The following is a 15,242-nucleotide window of genomic DNA, read 5'->3' as shown; positions in this document are numbered from 1 at the left end:
TCCGCAACGTCCCGCCTTCAGATGAGCCCGACCAGTCTAGAGTCCCCCATGGCCAATTCATGGCCAACACGCGCAAAATGTGACCACTGTCGACCTCATCATGGGCTGTATGTGATTGATAGCGCTTTCATTTCCTGGCGCAGAAGTGAGGGGCGCCCCCATCGGGGAGAGCAAGATGGCCGCCCTCCGCGACCACCTCGGGCACAGGGTCAGCCCCTGCCTCCTGCACGGCGCCGTTGCCATCGGGGACGCTTGCCCCCATGATGCAATCCCCCTTGCCATCTCGGGCAACTGGGCGGTTCATTCAGGGAGAAACGATGAGACCATCGGATTACGGGAGATTGCTCGCGCTGGCAGCCATCTGGGGTGCCAGCTTCTTGCTCATGCGCATCGCGGCGCCGGCGTTCGGCTCGGTCAACACCACCTTCCTGCGGGTCTTCTTCGCCCTCGTCGGACTCGCCGCCATGCTCCTGCTGCTGCGCACCCCCATGCAGTTTCAGGGCAAGCTCAAATCCATCATGGTGCTTGGCATCATCAACTCCGGCGTCCCCTTCCTGATGTATGCCGTGGCGGCCCTCTGGCTGCCCGCAGGGTATTCCGCCATCCTCAACGCCACCACGCCCCTGATGGGCGCCCTCATCGGCTTCTCCTTCTTTCACGAGACGCTGACCTTGCGAAAGTGGGCCGGGGTCATGCTGGGGCTGGTGGGCATCGGGCTCATCACCACCACCGGGGAGGTCGACCTGAGCGGCCAACTGGCCATCGGGGTGCTGGCCTGCCTCATCGCCACCGCCTGCTATGGCTGCGCCGGCTTCCTGACGAGGCGCTGGGTCACCGAGCGGGGAGGCCTGGACGCCAAACTGGTGGCCTTTGGCAGCCAGATAGGGGCCGTCCTCTTCCTGCTTCCCTTCTTCGGCTACACCCTGGCGACCGGCCCCGCCGTCGACTGGGCCCAACCTGGGGTCTGGGCCAGCGTGCTGGCGGTCGGCTTCCTCTGCACCGCCTTCGCCTATCTGCTCTATTTCAGGCTGATCGCCGACATCGGCCCCCTGCGAAGTCTCACTGTCACCTTCCTCATTCCGCCCTTCGGCATCCTGTGGGGCTATCTGGTGCTGGGGGAAACCCTCACCGGCGGCTTCGTGTTCGGCGGCGCCGTGGTCTGCCTCGCGGTCTGGCTGGTGACCAGCCCCGCCAAAGCCATCAAGTCGGCCAAGGCACAAGCCTAGGCTCCGCGTCATCTGCCGGGCCCATGGCTCGGCAGATGGGCGCAACTGGGGTAAGATGACCCCCATCGTTTCTCCCGCCCCGGCGGACACCACAGCAGGGCCAGCCTTGAATCACCTCGAACCCGCCAGTCAGAGCAGACAACAGCAGATCTTCACCGTCACCCGCCTCAACAGCGCCGTGCGCATGATCCTGGAGCAGGATCTGGGGCTGGTGTGGCTCACCGGCGAGCTCTCGAACCTCGCGATGCCAAGTTCCGGCCACTGGTACTTCTCCCTCAAGGACATGTCGGCCCAGGTGCGCTGCGCCATGTTCAAGGGCAACAACCGCCGGGTGCCGTTCCGTCCCCAGGATGGCATGCAGGTGCTGGTGCAGGCGCGAGTCTCCCTCTATGAACCCCGGGGCGACTACCAGCTCATCATCGAGTCCATGCAGCCCGCCGGGGATGGCATGCTGGCCCTGCGCTTCGAGGAGCTCAAGCGCCGCCTCGGGGCCGAAGGGCTCTTTGACGAAGGGCGCAAGCGCCCCTTGCCCCAGGAACCCCGCGCCGTCGGGCTGGTCACCTCCGCCACCGGCGCCGCCCTGCACGACATGCTGACGGTGCTTGAACGCCGCGCCCCGGACTTGCCCGTTTTCATCTACCCAACCCAGGTGCAGGGGAGCGCCGCCACCGCCCAGATAGTGGCGGCCATCATGCTTGCCAACCGCCGCGCCGAGGTGGATGTGCTCATCGTCGGACGCGGCGGCGGCTCCCTTGAAGATCTCTGGTGCTTCAACGAAGAGGCGGTGGCACGGGCCATCGCAGGCTCCGTCATCCCCGTGGTGAGCGCCGTAGGACACGAGGTGGATGTCACCATCAGCGACTTTGCCGCCGACCTTCGTGCCCCCACTCCCTCTGCCGCCGCCGAGCTGGTGGCGCCGGACAGGCGCACCCGCGCCCAGCGCCTCATGCACCTGCGCCAGCGGCTCACCCAGGCCATGAGCCGTCACCAGGTCGCAGCCCGCCATGGCTTCGTCCTGCTGCAGAAGCGGCTCGATCATCAGGATCCCAAGCGACGGCTGGAGCAGCAGTCCCAGCGCCTCGACGAGCTCGACCGCCGCTTGCAGCAGCACCTGCGTGATCGCCTGCACCAGGGGGAGCGGCGCCTCGCGGGCCTCGCCATGCGCCTGCAGGCCAGAAGCCCCGAAAAGCTGCTGGCCATCGGCAAACGTCGTCACCAGCTTGCCGAGGAGCGCCTCCATGCCCTCATCGCAAAACGCCAGGATCTCGCCCGCCACCGCCTCGCCATGCTAGGAGCCCGCCTCGACGGCATCAGCCCGCTGGCCACCCTGGGGCGCGGTTACGCCATCGTGCGCACCCCCTCCGGGGAGGTGATCCGCCGCGCATCCCAGGTCAATGCAGGCCAGACCCTGATCACCACCCTCGCAGAGGGAGCGCTGCGAGTGCGGGTGGACGAGGTCGACAACCGCTGACAAAAAGCGGGGGCCTGCACCAGGCCCCCGCCTCCTTTCTGTGCTCCGATAGCCCGTTATTCCAGGGCATGACCGGCCATCTTGCCCGGGTGGCCGGATGGTTTCTCGCCCCCCTTGGTCCCCCCCGGTGGATTGCACCTCAGATACTCGAACAACCCGGCCTGCAAATTCACGTTCCAGAAACGCCCCGCCAGGGTGAGGGCGAGACGCTCGGCCGAGAGCCGTGCCAGCCCGTGTCGCTGCCAGGCCTCAAAGAGCGGCATCAGGTGGGAGACCAGCCCCTGTGGCAATTGCGACAACGCCAGCCATCCGGTGTCGAGCCCCCCTCTCAGCAACCCGTCGAGACGGGCATCGGGATTGGGCCTCATCACCATGCCGGGAGCACGCACGCCCCCCGCCTGCGCCTCATGCCAGGGCGCCAGATCCCGGCCATACATGAGGCCGTGGCCGTGAATGTTGCCCCCCGCCCCTGCGCCGAAGGGCAGGATCTCGGCGCCCCACTTGGCCATCTGGTTATAGCGGCTCTGCTCGGCATCGGTGCGCCGCCAGTGGCTGCAGGAGAGCCGCTCCCAGCCCCCCGCCTCCAGCGTCCGGGCCCCGTCGGCATACATGACTGCCCGCTGCTGGCCATCGGCGGCCCAGCCCAGGGTGCCTTTCTCGTCGGCGCGCGCCAGGTTGGTGCCCGCCATGGAGATGAGTTGATAGAGATCCACCCCGTGCACACCGCTCGCCATCACATCCGCGATATCCTGGCGCCACACGGCCTCATCCTGCCCCGGCAGACCGAAGATGAGATCCGCCACGATCACCGCCTCGTTGTGGCGGGTCAGCGCCGCCAGCCGGGACAGCAAGGTCTCCCTGTCATCGAAGCGGGCCGCCTGCTGGCGCACGCGGGTATCAAAACTTTGCACGCCGAACGAGAAGCGATTGAAGCCACCCGCCAGGGCCGTCTGCCACTTCTCGTCATCAAAGCCGTTGAGCCGCCCCTCCAGGGTCAGTTCCGCATCCACGGTCAGGGGAAAACGGCGGATGACGCTGGCCAGGCGGGCGAGATCGCCCGCCGCCATGTCGGTTGGCGTGCCGCCCCCCACATAGACCGCCGAGAAAGGCCGGCTCTGGACAAGCGGCGTCTCGGCTGCCTGGCGCAGCGACCCGCAGAGTGCCTCCATGTAGCGGCTCATGCGCGCCGGATTGGCGCCGTTTTCGAAGAAGTTGCAAAAACTGCAGCGCTTGCGGCAAAACGGGATATGGATATAGAGCGCTCGGGCCTTGGCCTCGCTCTCCTGCTGCCACCAGGCTTGCCAGCCGGCATCGTCCAGCATCAGGGGGGCGGTCCCTCCCCGGCTGGCATGGGCCGACGTCTTGGCGGTGAAGGCGAATTTGAGGGGATCCGGGGTACAAAGCCCCGTCATGGTCGAAGAAAGCTGGAGAGTCGTCACTGGGGTTACCCTGCGTAAATAACGCAAATGATAACGAATATCAGTTGTAGGTATTTGTGCTGGATCAAGTCGGGAAGGATTGAGCCGTCACTCTGTCCCCATCAGGGCAACAGCGCGTCAGGCAAGGAAAGCGTGAAACAACAAGGGAAGAGAGCCACTCTCCCACTGGAGAGTGGTGGCACACACAGGATCAGGCGGTTGATTCAAGGCTCCTGACGGGAGCGCCGCGCCGATACCGGCTGACGGGGGTCAGCCATTGCCGATGATGATGGCAACCCGGCGATTTTCCGCTCGTCCGGCAGCGGTCGCGTTGTCGGCGATGGGCGCCTCTTCTCCGCGGCCACGGATATCCAGGTTCCCCTGGGGCATACCCACCGACACCAGGACATCGGCCACCGACCGTGCCCGCTTGAGGGAGAGTTGCTGGTTGTAGGCCTCATCACCGTTGGAGTCGGTATGACCGTCCACCCGGGCCCGGTTCAGTCCTACCTCAATCAGGGCCTTGCCGAGTTTCTCCACCACCTGGCGGGTCTCGGGGTTGAGGGCCCCCACATTGTTGGCGAACAGCACCTTGTTGGAGATATCCAGGGTCCATCCCTCGTCGGTCAGGTGAAATCCCTGCTCCTTCAAGGCGGCGATCTGCTCCGCCGTGAGCCCCTGGGGAGGGCTCTGGCACGCCGCCAGCACACTCAGCAACAGTGCCACCAGGCCCGCTTTGATCGGGTTCAACATGCGCATTCTTATCATCCTTTCACTATTTCCGGTTCAACTTCACGTGCTCGTTTTTCGTGTTTCTCTCTCCTCCCTGCGTTGTCGTTTGGCTTGATACATGGCGTCGTCTGCCCATTGCAGCAGGGCATCCGCCGTCTTCCCCTGCTCGGGATAGCGGGCAGAGCCGATGCTGATCCCCACCCCGAGATGGCGACCGTCACTCAATACCACGGGGGTGTTCATGGCCTGCTGCACTCGCCCTATCACCTCGCGTACCTCGTCCTCCCCATGGATCGGGGTCAGGAGGATGACGAACTCATCTCCCCCCAGCCGGCAGACCAGATCCAGGGGCCTGAGCTGATGCTGCACCCGCCGCGCCACGGCGATCAGCACTTCGTCGCCGATGCTGTGGCCCAGGTTGTCATTGATCTGCTTGAAACGATCGCAATCCAGATAGAGCAGGGCAAAACCTTCATGCCCCTTGTTACCTGCCAGGATGGCCTGCTCCATGCGAGCCTCGAACAGAGCACGGTTGGGCAGACCGGTCAGGGGATCATGGGTTGCCTGATGCAGCAGGCTGGCGTTCTCCCGCTTCTGGTGGGCCTGCCAGGCTTCCAGCTCGTCGAGCAGCGAATTGAAATCCTCACCCAGCTCGTGCAGCTCGGCGATATTGGCCGCCGGCACCCGCTCCTTGAGGGCCCGCTGGCGGCTGACGTTGTAAGCCACCTCGGTCAGGGCCTTGAGGGGTGCCGTGATGGAGCGTTGCATCCGGCGCGCCACATGGAGTGCCCCGAGAATACTGATGAGCAGGCACACCAAGGTGGCCAGCAAGGTCTGCAACAGGAATCGCAGCAGGTACTGGCCGTGACCGACCAGATGCACCCTGGCTATCTCCTTGTGCTCGCGCACCATGGGGAGCGCCACGGGCCCCGGCAGGATCAGGCGGGCCAGGTGCTGCTCCAGGGTGGTCCAGGGGGTGGTGATGTCCCGGCGCCAGCTCGCCAGTACCTGGCCGTCCGGCAGCACTATGCTGGCGCTGGCTATGTCTTCCCGGGAGGTGATGGTCTCCAGGGCATCCAGTGCCGCCTCCTTGTCATGGAAGACCACGGCCGCCTCAGTGGTGTAGCTGATGGCCCGCGCCACCAGCTTGAGGTTGTGATCCGCATAAAGGCGCAGCGCCAGCAGCGCCGTGACGGTCAGAAACAGCCCGGCCATGCAGACGGCAGTCAGGGAGATCATCATGTGGGTGCGCCCCAGACTCTGTCGCAGGGTAAGCCTGGGAGTGGCGTGATGGACCGTCATCGCACCTCCTCATCGGCTCGCGCCAGCTTGAGCACGGCCGGGTGCACTCGCACGCCGCTGCGGGCCAGCGCATCCAGATTGACCCGAAAACGCACCCTCTCCTCCCCGGCCTGCAGACAGAAGACCGCATCGGCGATGCACTCGCGGCTCTGCTCGCTGATGCTGAGGATGGCGTGACCGCGCAGACGCTCGAACAGGGAGAGGCGCTGCGCCGGTGCCAGCACCCCCAGATAGATGACATCGCAGCGCTGGATCAGCGACTCGTCGTCCATGTCGTAGCGATGGACCTCCACCGGTCGGCCATTGGCCTGCCGTTCGATGGTCAGAAGGGATGACGCATATTCCGTCGGTGCCGTGATGCAGAGCCGAAGTCTGGCGGGCTCGCTGGGCCAGCGGGTGTAACTGAGGATATCGAGCACGGTCTGGCGCACCATGTCACTGCGCGCCTCGGCGGAGGTTGCCGCCATGGTCTGGTTTGCCAGCATCAGCATGCAGCACAGTGGCGCCAGCCACATCAGTAACCGGAGGTAACAAAACATCTGCATGGTGCCCGCGAGAGTGTCAAGGTCGGCGCCGGGGTCACCCGACGCCCATGATGAGAGTGCCTGCATGGCACCGCACCGAGCTTACCAGCCGGGTGGCCAGCCCCCAGAGGCAAGTGGCACGGTTGCGTCACCGGGTGTCGCAGCCGTGCCTGCAAGGCGCTCAATGCCCCAGGCAGACACCGTCCATCGACACTACTTCTTGCCAATCCCATATTCGCGCAGCTTGTTGGCGATGGCGGTATGGGAGACACCGAGCCGCTTGGCCAGTTGGCGGGTGGAGGGGAACGCCGGGTAGAGCCGCTCCAGCAGGCGGCTCTCGAAACGCTTCACCGCCTCGTCGAGCCCCCCTTCGAACCACTCGTCGATGAGCGGCATGGCATCGGCCGCCACCGGCAAGTCCACGTGCTCGGGTCCAATCTCGTCCCCTTCCAGCAGGGTCATGGCCCGATAGAGGCAGTTGCGCAGCTGGCGCACGTTGCCGGGCCAGCGGTAGGCGGTGAGGTACTCGGCCATGTTGCGGGTAAAGCGCGGACGCGGGCGCTGCAGTTCGCTGGCAAAGCGCGACACGAACTGCTGGGCCAGGGCCATGATGTCCGCCTTGCGCTCGCGCAGCGGCGGCAGATTGAGGCTAAGCACATTGAGGCGGTAGTAGAGATCTTCGCGAAACTTCCCTTCATGAACCAGATCCAGCAACTGCTTCTGGGTGGTGCAGATGAAGCGCACGTTGACCCTCACCTCCTGCTCGTCACCGACCCGGCGAAACACGCCATCTTGCAGCACCCGCAGGAACTTGGTCTGCAGATGGGGGGACATGTCGCCGATCTCGTCCAGCATCAGGGTGCCGCCGCTGGCCAGCTCCAGCACTCCGCGCTTGCCCTCGGTGTTGTTGCCAAAGGCGCCGGGGGCATAGCCGAACAGCTCGCTCTCGGCCACGTTGTCCGGCATGGCCGCGCAGTTGAGCGCCATGAAGGGGTGGCTGGAGCGCAGGCTGGCGCCGTGGCAGGCCCGGGCCAGCAACTCCTTGCCGGTGCCGGTCTCCCCCACGATGAGCAAGGGGGCGTCCTGCATCGCGAGCTTGGCAGCCTGGGCCAGCACCTCTTTCATCTTCTGGCTCTCGGCCTGGAGGTGCTCAAAGCCCCCCACTTCCACCGCGTGCAGGGCACTGAAGTGCATGCCGACCCGGCGGGCGGATTTGAGCACCACCACGGCGCCGGCCAGAGCCTGCTTGCCCTTCTCTTCGGCCACGAACAGCGGCATCAGATCGCCCAGGTACTCTTCGCCACCGAGGCTCAGCTTGCAGGTCTGGGGCTTGATCTCCCCCGACTCCAGCCAGCGGCCAAACGAGAAGCCCTTGACCAGGGAGGCGATCGCCACGCCGCGCACCTCGTCCGGTGGCAACGCCAGGGTGGTGAGGGCGGCCTGGTTGGCCTGGGTCACCCGCCCCTTGCTGTCGAGGGAGAAGACCAGGTCCGGCAGCGCCTTGAGCAGGGCCTCTATCTCGTGGTGTTCCCGCTCGGAGGGCATGTAGGGGATGGTCTTGACGTCATAGACGCCGGGAATGCGGCGAATTTCCGGCATCAGATGCTGAAAGTCACGAAACTCCAGCTCGGGAAAATTGAGATAGATGATGCCTGAGGTATCGATTTCGATGCCGCGCAGATCGATGTTGTGCTCCACCAGTCGGTCGAGCAATTCCCGGGTCAGGCCCAGACGGTCTTCACAGCTGACTTCAAGACGCATTCGGCACACACTTCCTAGCTAACATTCTGAATAACGGGATAATACAGACTCGATCCCGCCAGTGCGAGCGCTCCCCCACAAAAATGCGGGCCTGCCCCGCTTTCACCGGGCAGGCCCTGTCTGCGTTGGTGCCAGACGGCGGTTACTTCATTAGCCCGTCGGTGCGTGCTGCCATGATGAAGTCGTTGCGATGCAAGCCGCCTATCTTGTGGGTCCACCAGCTCACGGTCACCTTGCCCCATTCGAGCAAGATCGCCGGATGATGGAACTCCGCCTCCGCCAGTTCTCCGAGGCGGTTGGTGAACGCCAGCCCCTCCTTGAAGTTGCGAAACACAAATTCACGACGCAGTTGCAGCTCGCCGTTGACCACCAGGGGCTGCCAGTCGGGGATGAGGTGCATCAGCTCCCCCAGTTCCTGATCGCTCACCCTGGGGGCATCGGCACGGCACGCCTCGCATCGTTGACTCGCCAGTTCAGTCATTCGGGACTCCTTTCATGAAACATCGTGGGAATGAATACGGGTCAGCTCGCCTGCTTGCCGGCAACGGGGGCAAAGCGGGGTGGACGCAGGCCAAGACGACGGGCCTCGGCCACGGCCGCCATGATCCCCTGCCCCTCCAGACCATAGAGGGTATCGAGACGAGGCAGCACGAAATAGGTCGGCTGCATGATGTCGATGCGATAGGGGGTACGCAGGATCTCCAGCAGATCGAAGGGTTGCAATTCGGGCTTGCCCGAGAGGGCATAGGCGGTCTCGCCGATGGAGGAGAGAATGCCGCCGCCGTAGATACGCAGCCCCTCCTCCCCCTGCAGGAGACCGAACTCCACCGTGAACCAGTAGAGCCGCGCCAGATAGACCCGCTCCTCCTTGCTCGCATGGAGTCCGAGCCGACCATACAGGTGGGTGAAGTGGGCAAAGGCCGGGTTGGTCAGCATGGCGCAGTGGCCGAAGATCTCGTGGAAGATGTCGGGCTCTTGCAGGTAGTCGAGCTCGTCCCGGCGGCGAATGAAGGTGGCGACGGGAAAACGGCGATCAGCGAGCAGCGCGAAGAAGTGATCAAAGGAGATGAGGGCCGGCACCGCCGCCACCGACCAGCCGGTGGCGGGCATCAGGGCGGCGTTGATCTCGCCCAGCTGGGGGATGCGGTCCAGAGGCAGGTCGAGGCGTGCCAACCCGGCCTGGTATTCATCGCAGGCCTTGCCATCGAGCACCGCAAGCTGGCGTCCAATCAGGATCCGCCAGGTGCCGTGCTCCTCGTCCGTGTAGTGGATCCGGCCCTGCCCATCCGGTTGGCGGGCCGTGTAGAGACTTGCCATGAGTGCTCCCATCCTTCGGGTGCCAGCCGCCATCCAGGCGGTCACTGGCCGTTGAGTCATGGGATCACTGTAACGGTTTGCCCCTCAAAAAAGCAGCCGACCCCGGGGTCGGCTGCTTTTGACAATTGTAAATAATTTGTGACATCCATGTCGGGTGCCAGCCACCTCACGACTTGTTGAGATAACCCGCCAACTGACCGATCAGCCGCTTGCGCAACTCCCCCAGTTTCGGCTTCTCGTCGGCACACCAGGGGAGCGGACGACAGGCCTCCATGGTACGCATCCCGAGGCGCGCGGTGAGCAACCCGGCCCCGACCCCTTGGGCAGCGCGGGCGGAGAGCTTGGCGGTCAGCTCGGCCCCCAGCAGATCCATCCCTACCTCGGTCACCAGCTCGGTGGCCCCCGCATAGAGCATGTTGCGAAACACCTGACGAATGAGGCGGATGCGGCTCCAGTAGCCGAGCTCGATGGCGTAGACATCGGCGATGTCCTCGATCATCCGCAGGTTGCGCCAGAGCATCAGCATCATGTCGACGGTGGCGAGCGGACTCAGGGCCACCAGCACGGCGGCCTCCCCCGACCATTTGGCGACGCGGGCCTGGGCCAGCTTGTCCCGCTCGGTGAGCACCAGCTGGCTGTAGAGGGTCAGCACTTCCCGATCGCTGTGGCTCTCGTCAAGCTGGGATAACCAGGTGCGATACCCTTCCCGCCCCTTGTCACCGCTCTTCTCGGCCAGGGCCTCGCAGAAGGCCTGCCCCTGACCGACCCCCTGATGGGCCAGCAGATCCTCGGCTCTTGAGCGCACATCCTGGCGCCGCTTCAAGGTGCGCAGCCGCAGCCATTCGCGCCCCGCCACCCCGGCTGTGCCCACCGCCACCAGGCCGGAGGCGAGCAGCCAGGCGCCGCCCCAGAAGGGGGAGGCGGCAAACTGATCCACCAGAAAAGCGCCAAACTGGCCAAGCGACAGCAGCCCCACCCCGCCCAGCCCCCAGGCCAGCAGACGATGACGGAGCCGAGGCCTGACGTGAAGCGCGGGTTCCACCTCGGTGAGCTCGTCCAGCGCGTCCAGAGGCTCGAAGCTCTCCTCTTCCAGCCGCCGGGCCGGGGCCGGTGGCTGCGCTTCGCTTGCCACCGAGGGCGCGGGCTCCAGCGTCACCTTGCCTTGCAGGGGAGCGGCGTCATCGGTGCGCCATCTTGTCTGATCGTTCATCGCATTCTCTCCTGTGGGCGCCCCTCGAGCACAGCGGGCCACCCACCCGTTATTCGAGGTGATCCCCGAGCAGGAATTCCAGCGCCGCATCGAGCCGGATATGGGGGAGCGCCTGATGGGCGCTCATGGGCAGCGGGCGAAAGGCCTGAAAATCAAACCCTTGAGTTTTCCACCACTGCGCAGGCGGGATCTGGGCAGGCACCTCCCCCGGGAAGAGCAGCAAGGGCTCGCCCGAGAGGGTAGTGCCACGAATGGCGGGAAATTCCCGTCCGTCTGCCACCCCCTTGCCCACCTCGGTGGCCTTGATGGCGGCGAGCGCCAGGCATTCGGTCTCTATCCCCTCAAAGCGGGCCTGACCCCGGCCACGGCTCACCAGGTGCTGCAGGAGCGACACCAGAGGCCCGTGCTGCTCCGGCGTGACGTGATCGGCCTTGCTCGCCACAAACAGCAGCTTGTCGATGCGCGGGGCGAACAGACGGCGCCACCAGTTGCTCTTGCCGTAGGCGAAGCTTTCCATGATGCGGGCGATGGCCTGCTGCATGTCACCAAAGCTCGCGGCACCGGCATTGAGGGGCGCCAGGCAGTCCACCAGCACGATCTGGCGATCAAAGCCTGCAAAGTGCTGCTCATAGAAGCCCTGTACCAGATGCTGCTTGTACTGCTCGAAGCGCTGCTTGAAGGTGGCGTAGAGAGTGCCGTCTTCGGGGGAGTGCGTGGGCATCTCCCACACCCAGGGCACGAATTGCAGCAGCGGCGCACCGGCATACTCGCCAGGCAACACGAAACGCCCGGGCTGGATGAGGTGAAGCCCGAGATCCTGCTTGCAGGCGTGCAGATAATCGGTGTAGCGGGCGGCCAGTTCGCTGGCGGCCCGCTCCTCGAAGGCTTGATCCGCCTGCCAGAGCGGCGTCAACCAGCCTGCCGCCAGGGCTTGCAGCTCGGGACGACGCAGTTGCTCCCGCACCTGCTCGCTCCACTGCTCGTAGTTCAGATCCAGCAGCGGCAAATCCAGCAGCCACTCCCCGGGATAATCCACCAGATCCACATAGAGGGTGGAGATCTCCCCCAGGTGCCGACGCAGCGGATGGCGGGTGCGATAGCGGATCTCGAGGCGTACCTCGGCCACCCCCCGGGTCGGCGCGGGCCAGGCGGGCGGATCGCCAAACAGGGCATCGAGGCCCCGTTCATAGGGAAAGGTGGGAATGTGGGCGTTTTGCTGGGGCACCCGGCGAGCACCAAGGATGCGTCCCTGGCGCTGGGCGTCCCAGAGTGGCAGACGACCGTCGATGGCCGCGTGCTCCAGTTGATTGACCAGCGCCGTGATAAACGCGGTCTTGCCACTGCGAGAGAGGCCGGTGACCGCCAGCCTGATGTGGCGATCCCGGGCCCGGTTCACCGCGTCAACGGCCTTGTGCTGGAGCACCGACCAGGAGTGTTCGAGTTTGTTGCGTATCAAGGCGGGTCTTCTTCTCCTTGTGATCACATCAGAGAGACGGCCGCGAGGCGGTATCCTCGCGGCCCGGCACGATTAGAGCTTGCTGAACTCCCGTTGCAGGGTGAACTCCTTGGAGGTCACCAGCTTCTCGATGCGCTGCACCCTGGGCTCCAGTGCATCCAGCTCCTGGCCGATGCGGGCAAGGGCCTGATGAGGTGTGACGCCTGCCTGCCAGCTGCGCGCCTTCATCCGCACCTCTGCGAACTCGGCATCTTCCTGGGAGTAGAGGGTGACCGGCTTCTTGTCGAGCAAGAACCAGGCGGCAATATAGGCAGTGAAGGTGATGAAACCGGCGAAGATGAGACCACTGATGGCCAGCAGCCGCACGATCCAGGTCTCCACCCCGAAGTACTCTGCCAGACCGGCACAGACCCCGGCAATCTTGCCCCGCTGGGGATCCCGGTACAGGTTGCGCCCTTCACGACTGACACTGTTCATACCTTGTTCCTCCAACCGGGGACTTCCGCATCCAGAATCGACGCCAATACGGTTTCGGCCCGCTCCGGCTTTTTGCCACAGTCATGACATCTCTCATTGAAAACCGTCATACCTTGTTTCTCCAACCAGGAACCTCGGCATCCAGAATCGACTCCAGGGCGCCGACCCGTTCCTGCATCTTCTCGGCACGCACCAGCAAGCCCTGCAGCTGTTCACGCTCACCATCGGCAAGGCCGGCGCCAATGCGTCCCTTGGCGCGGTAGTGCAGCACCAGCCAGATGGGGGCTACCACCACCATGAAGACCACCATGGGAACCATCAATACACCCAGCAGATCTTCCATCTGTTACTCTCCCTGTTTCGGTGCCGGATTGTGCTGGCCCAGCTTCTGGCGCATGGCTTCCAGCTCGCGGCTGATCTGGTCGTCCGCTTCCAGCTCGGCAAACTGCTGGGCGAGCGCCTTGTCGGACTGCCCCAGATCGGCGCGGGCTTCCATCTCGTCGATGCGACGCTCCATGCGCTCGAACTTGCTCACCACGGCCTGACTGTCGCCACGGGCCACCTGGCTTTGCACGTTGAGGCGGCTGCTGGCGGCTTCGCTGCGAATGGCCATCGCCTTCTGGCGGGCACGGGCGTCTTCCAGCTTGGCTTCCAGCTGGCGGATCTCCTCCCCCAGCTTCTCGATGCCGCTGTCCACCGCCTGCTGTTCCCGAGACAGGACGTCGGCAAGCTCCGCCTGCTTGCTCTTCTCGATGAGGGCGGCACGGGCCAGATCTTCGCGCCCCTTGGTCAGGGCCAGCTCGGCCTTGCCCTGCCACTCGGCGACCCGCTCCTGATGGCGGCTCACCTGACGGCCGATCTCTTTTTGATTCGCGAGGAAGCGGGCCAGATTGGAGCGCTCCTTCACCAGTTCATCTTCCATCTCCTGGATGATCAGACGCACCATCTTCTGGGGATCTTCCGCCTTGTCGAGCAGGGCCGTCAGATTGGAATTGATGATGTCGGCCAGGCGAGAAAAAATGCTCATGATTGTACTCCTGTGATAGGCATCGGGTTGTGTCTCCATTGACAATGGCAACTTGTGTGCCAATCTGGAACAATATTTAACTTGTTGATTTATATGGGTACTCAGAATGCAGTTCAAGTCCCGGGGAAACAAGTGATGATTAAAATAACCAACTTTTGGTAAGATTAACCAGATTTTTCAACTCACAGGGGCAGGGATGACCACGGCCACGGAAAGTCTGTTGGGTGAATCCAACGCATTTCTAGAAATCATCGAGCAGGCATCGCGCCTCGCGCCGCTGCGCAAGCCCGTGCTCATCATCGGCGAGCGTGGGACCGGCAAGGAGCTCATCGCCCACCGCCTACATTATCTCTCGGATCGCTGGGATCAAAGCTTTGTCACCATCAACTGCGCCACCTTGAGCGAGAGCCTGCTGGAAACCGAGCTGTTCGGCCACGAGGCGGGCTCCTTCACTGGCGCCGCCAAGCGTCATCAGGGGCGCTTCGAGCGGGCCGACGGCGGCACCCTGTTCCTCGACGAACTGGCCACCACCAGCGCCCGGGTGCAGGAAAAACTGCTGCGGGTCATCGAGTACGGGGAGTTCGAGCGGGTGGGCGGCGCCAAGCCCCTCAAGGTGGATGTGCGGCTGGTGTGCGCCACCAACGAGGATCTGCCTGCACTGGCACAGAAAGGACGGTTTCGTCACGACCTGCTGGACCGGCTCGCCTTCGACGTCATCACCCTGCCCCCCCTGCGGGAGCGGCGCGAGGACATCCTGATGCTGGCGGAGCACTTCGCCCACGGCATGACCCGGGAGCTGGGGTATCCGTTCTTTGCCGGCTTCTCGCGCAAGGCGACCCAGCTGCTGCAAGATTACCCCTGGCCGGGCAACGTTCGGGAGCTCAAGAACGTGGTGGAACGCAGCCTCTATCGCCAGGGCAACCCCCAGCTGCCGCTGGCAGAGCTGGTGCTCAATCCCTTTGACTCCCCCTGGCGCCCCCGTGCCCGAGGTGACGCCGCCCCTTCCACGGACGGGCCGACCTCGGCAGAGGCTGCCCCGACTCCGACCCTGCCGCTGGATCTCAAAGGGGCGGTGGCGGAGTACGAGATTAATTTACTCAAGCAAGCGATGCAGCAATCCCAGTATAATCAGCGCAAAGCAGCCCAGTTGCTGGCCCTGAGCTATCACCAGTTCCGGGGGATGCTGCGCAAATATCAATTGCTGGACGGGGATGACAACAGTGGCAACCAGGAGGCGGGCTGATGCCTGGCACCGGGTCTGTGCGCGCGGATAACGCGGCGCACGTCACCCCCGACGGGAGCGCCTGCCCGGCCGCCCCCC

At 64.4% G+C, this 15,242-nt stretch carries 15 protein-coding genes; 3 read left to right on the top strand and 12 right to left on the bottom strand.

What is annotated here, in order from left to right; translation table 11 throughout:
- Positions 1-317: 317 nt before the first annotated feature.
- Together AB5Y89_RS00675 and xseA are read left to right on the top strand one after the other, a co-directional pair.
- Positions 318-1,226, top strand: a complete 909-nt coding sequence (locus tag AB5Y89_RS00675; protein ID WP_368222649.1) for a DMT family transporter — start codon at positions 318-320, stop codon at positions 1,224-1,226.
- 106 nt (positions 1,227-1,332) lie between these two features.
- Entirely contained in the window at positions 1,333-2,697 is a 1,365-nt protein-coding gene (gene xseA / locus AB5Y89_RS00670) for an exodeoxyribonuclease VII large subunit (RefSeq protein WP_368222648.1), read from the top strand.
- A 56-nt stretch (positions 2,698-2,753) separates the two neighbouring features.
- On the opposite strand, the gene hutW is transcribed toward xseA, so the two are convergent.
- The 12 genes from hutW to pspA form a co-directional block, all read right to left on the bottom strand.
- A complete protein-coding gene (gene hutW, locus AB5Y89_RS00665) occupies positions 2,754-4,109 on the bottom strand; it encodes a heme anaerobic degradation radical SAM methyltransferase ChuW/HutW (RefSeq protein WP_368222667.1) in 1,356 nt (451 codons plus the stop codon).
- Positions 4,110-4,385: 276 nt separating this feature from the next.
- On the bottom strand, positions 4,386-4,874 hold the full coding sequence (locus tag AB5Y89_RS00660) for an OmpA family protein (RefSeq protein ID WP_010674543.1): 489 nt from the start codon (positions 4,872-4,874) through the stop codon (positions 4,386-4,388).
- A 33-nt stretch (positions 4,875-4,907) separates the two neighbouring features.
- Positions 4,908-6,149 (bottom strand): diguanylate cyclase, encoded by a 1,242-nt coding sequence (locus AB5Y89_RS00655; RefSeq protein WP_124245223.1) that lies wholly within the window; start codon positions 6,147-6,149, stop codon positions 4,908-4,910.
- Positions 6,146-6,688, bottom strand: coding sequence for a YfiR family protein (locus AB5Y89_RS00650; protein ID WP_368222647.1), 543 nt, complete (start codon positions 6,686-6,688; stop codon positions 6,146-6,148). Before AB5Y89_RS00650 ends, AB5Y89_RS00655 begins: the two co-directional genes overlap by 4 nt.
- A gap of 198 nt (positions 6,689-6,886) precedes the next feature.
- Positions 6,887-8,434 (bottom strand): transcriptional regulator TyrR, encoded by a 1,548-nt coding sequence (gene tyrR, locus AB5Y89_RS00645; RefSeq protein WP_010674540.1) that lies wholly within the window; start codon positions 8,432-8,434, stop codon positions 6,887-6,889.
- Between the two features lie 142 nt (positions 8,435-8,576).
- A complete protein-coding gene (locus AB5Y89_RS00640) occupies positions 8,577-8,915 on the bottom strand; it encodes a 4a-hydroxytetrahydrobiopterin dehydratase (RefSeq protein WP_010674539.1) in 339 nt (112 codons plus the stop codon).
- Positions 8,916-8,956: 41 nt separating this feature from the next.
- Complete coding sequence (phhA, locus tag AB5Y89_RS00635; RefSeq protein ID WP_279989509.1) at positions 8,957-9,751, bottom strand: phenylalanine 4-monooxygenase; 795 nt, start codon at positions 9,749-9,751, stop codon at positions 8,957-8,959.
- A 166-nt stretch (positions 9,752-9,917) separates the two neighbouring features.
- Positions 9,918-10,961, bottom strand: coding sequence for a YcjF family protein (locus tag AB5Y89_RS00630; protein WP_368222646.1), 1,044 nt, complete (start codon positions 10,959-10,961; stop codon positions 9,918-9,920).
- Between the two features lie 49 nt (positions 10,962-11,010).
- On the bottom strand, positions 11,011-12,417 hold the full coding sequence (locus tag AB5Y89_RS00625; RefSeq protein ID WP_139738018.1) for a YcjX family protein: 1,407 nt from the start codon (positions 12,415-12,417) through the stop codon (positions 11,011-11,013).
- A gap of 72 nt (positions 12,418-12,489) precedes the next feature.
- Positions 12,490-12,894, bottom strand: a complete 405-nt coding sequence (gene pspC, locus AB5Y89_RS00620) for an envelope stress response membrane protein PspC (protein WP_010674535.1) — start codon at positions 12,892-12,894, stop codon at positions 12,490-12,492.
- Between the two features lie 106 nt (positions 12,895-13,000).
- Positions 13,001-13,237 (bottom strand): envelope stress response membrane protein PspB, encoded by a 237-nt coding sequence (pspB, locus tag AB5Y89_RS00615; protein ID WP_005300084.1) that lies wholly within the window; start codon positions 13,235-13,237, stop codon positions 13,001-13,003.
- A 3-nt stretch (positions 13,238-13,240) separates the two neighbouring features.
- Complete coding sequence (gene pspA / locus AB5Y89_RS00610; RefSeq protein ID WP_368222644.1) at positions 13,241-13,921, bottom strand: phage shock protein PspA; 681 nt, start codon at positions 13,919-13,921, stop codon at positions 13,241-13,243.
- A gap of 196 nt (positions 13,922-14,117) precedes the next feature.
- Between pspA and pspF the strand changes: the two genes are divergently transcribed.
- Positions 14,118-15,164 (top strand): phage shock protein operon transcriptional activator, encoded by a 1,047-nt coding sequence (pspF, locus tag AB5Y89_RS00605; RefSeq protein WP_368222642.1) that lies wholly within the window; start codon positions 14,118-14,120, stop codon positions 15,162-15,164.
- Positions 15,165-15,242 lie beyond the last annotated feature (78 nt).

Origin of the sequence: Aeromonas sp. s4, assembly GCF_040907855.1 — a bacterium.
Lineage (GTDB): Bacteria > Pseudomonadota > Gammaproteobacteria > Enterobacterales > Aeromonadaceae > Aeromonas > Aeromonas caviae.
This window is presented reverse-complemented; position numbering and strand designations above follow the sequence as displayed.

What these genes read in the sequence shown, in the direction of transcription:
- pspF (WP_368222642.1), top strand. Translation starts at nt 14,118, where the DNA reads ATGACCACGGCCACGGAAAGTCTGTTGGGTGAATCCAACGCATTTCTA.
- pspC (WP_010674535.1), bottom strand. Translation starts at nt 12,894, where the DNA reads ATGAACAGTGTCAGTCGTGAAGGGCGCAACCTGTACCGGGATCCCCAG.
- pspB (WP_005300084.1), bottom strand. Translation starts at nt 13,237, where the DNA reads ATGGAAGATCTGCTGGGTGTATTGATGGTTCCCATGGTGGTCTTCATG.
- AB5Y89_RS00660 (WP_010674543.1), bottom strand. Translation starts at nt 4,874, where the DNA reads ATGCGCATGTTGAACCCGATCAAAGCGGGCCTGGTGGCACTGTTGCTG.
- AB5Y89_RS00640 (WP_010674539.1), bottom strand. Translation starts at nt 8,915, where the DNA reads ATGACTGAACTGGCGAGTCAACGATGCGAGGCGTGCCGTGCCGATGCC.
- pspA (WP_368222644.1), bottom strand. Translation starts at nt 13,921, where the DNA reads ATGAGCATTTTTTCTCGCCTGGCCGACATCATCAATTCCAATCTGACG.
- AB5Y89_RS00630 (WP_368222646.1), bottom strand. Translation starts at nt 10,961, where the DNA reads ATGAACGATCAGACAAGATGGCGCACCGATGACGCCGCTCCCCTGCAA.
- AB5Y89_RS00675 (WP_368222649.1), top strand. Translation starts at nt 318, where the DNA reads ATGAGACCATCGGATTACGGGAGATTGCTCGCGCTGGCAGCCATCTGG.
- AB5Y89_RS00650 (WP_368222647.1), bottom strand. Translation starts at nt 6,688, where the DNA reads ATGTTTTGTTACCTCCGGTTACTGATGTGGCTGGCGCCACTGTGCTGC.
- phhA (WP_279989509.1), bottom strand. Translation starts at nt 9,751, where the DNA reads ATGGCAAGTCTCTACACGGCCCGCCAACCGGATGGGCAGGGCCGGATC.
- AB5Y89_RS00655 (WP_124245223.1), bottom strand. Translation starts at nt 6,149, where the DNA reads ATGACGGTCCATCACGCCACTCCCAGGCTTACCCTGCGACAGAGTCTG.
- tyrR (WP_010674540.1), bottom strand. Translation starts at nt 8,434, where the DNA reads ATGCGTCTTGAAGTCAGCTGTGAAGACCGTCTGGGCCTGACCCGGGAA.
- hutW (WP_368222667.1), bottom strand. Translation starts at nt 4,109, where the DNA reads ATGACGGGGCTTTGTACCCCGGATCCCCTCAAATTCGCCTTCACCGCC.